The sequence below is a fragment of the Olsenella sp. An290 genome, from assembly GCF_002159535.1.
Lineage (GTDB): Bacteria > Actinomycetota > Coriobacteriia > Coriobacteriales > Atopobiaceae > Thermophilibacter.
Genome location: NZ_NFIU01000040.1, coordinates 1 through 1216, shown reverse-complemented (window position 1 = coordinate 1216; position 1216 = coordinate 1). Strand labels below are relative to the sequence as shown.

The following is a 1216-nucleotide window of genomic DNA, read 5'->3' as shown; positions in this document are numbered from 1 at the left end:
CGTACAAGCGGGTCGTCGCCGAGGGCGCGGGCACCGCGGGCGCGTACCTGCTGCGGTTCACGGTCGTGAACGCGGCGTTCCTCGCGGTTCTCGTGGGGCTGGCGGTGGCGCTGGGGTAGCGGGGCGGGAGTTACTCCTCGTTGGCCATCTGTTCAATCCACTCGCGGAGCTCACGGGCGAGATCGAGACTGTATCCGTCGCCCATCCTCTCGTATAGCTCCTCGGCCTTGGCGAGCTCCGATAGGGCACGATCGTAGTCTCCTTGGAGAGCTAAGAGCTCGGCGCGGTCCTGCAGGTCGTTCGCCGTCCCGAGGGCGTCCCCGGCCTCGCGGTGGAGCCCCTCGGCCTCCTCGAGCAGGGATTCTGCGTCGCCGAGCCTGCCCTGGCGCATGGCGAGCTCGGCGCGGGCCCTGAGGTCGTTCGCCGCCCCGAGGGCGTCCCCGGCCTCGCGGTGGAGCCCCTCGGCCTCCTCGAGCAGGGATTCTGCGTCGCCGAGGCTGCCCTGGCGCATGGCGAGCTGGGCGCTGATCGAGAGGTCGTTCGCCGCCCCGAGGGCGTCCCCGGCCTCGCGGTGGAGCCCCTCGGCCTCCTCGAGCAGGGATTCTGCGTCGCCGAGCCTGCCCTGGCGCATGGCGAGCTGGGCGCGGATCGAGAGGTCGTTCGCCGTCCCGAGGGCGTCCCCGGCCTCGCGGTGGAGCCCCTCGGCCTCCTCGAGCAGGGATTCTGCGTCGCCGAGCCTGCCCTGGCGCATGGCGAGCTGGGCGCGGTCCTGCAGGTCGTTCGCCGTCCCGAGGGCGTCCCCGGCCTCGCGGTGGAGCCCCTCGGCCTCCTCGAGCAGGGATTCTGCGTCGCCGAGGCTGCCCTGGCGCATGGCGAGCTGGGCGCGGGCCCTGAGGTCGTTGGCCGTCCCGAGGGCGTCCCCGGCCTCGCGGTGGAGCCCCTCGGCCTCCTCGAGCAGGGATTCTGCGTCGCCGAGCCTGCCCTGGCGCATGGCGAGCCGGGCGCGGGCCCTGAGGTCGTTGGCAGTCCCGAGGGCGTCCCCGGCCTCGCGGTGGAGCCCCTCGGCCTCCTCGAGCAGGGATTCTGCGTCGCCGAGGCTGCCCTGGAGCATGGCGAGCTGGGCGCGGATCGAGAGGTCGTTCGCCGTCCCGAGGGTGCTCCCGGCCTCGCGGTGGAGGCGCTCGGCCTCCTCGAGCAGGGATTCTGCGTCGCCGAG

Annotated in this window: 1 protein-coding gene; it reads right to left on the bottom strand. The window is 73.5% G+C overall.

What is annotated here, in order from left to right; genetic code table 11:
- Window positions 1–130: 130 nt before the first annotated feature.
- Window positions 131–1216, bottom strand: a 1086-nt coding sequence (locus tag B5F84_RS09405; protein ID WP_143786091.1) for a tetratricopeptide repeat protein, incomplete at its 5' end; no start/stop codon positions are given.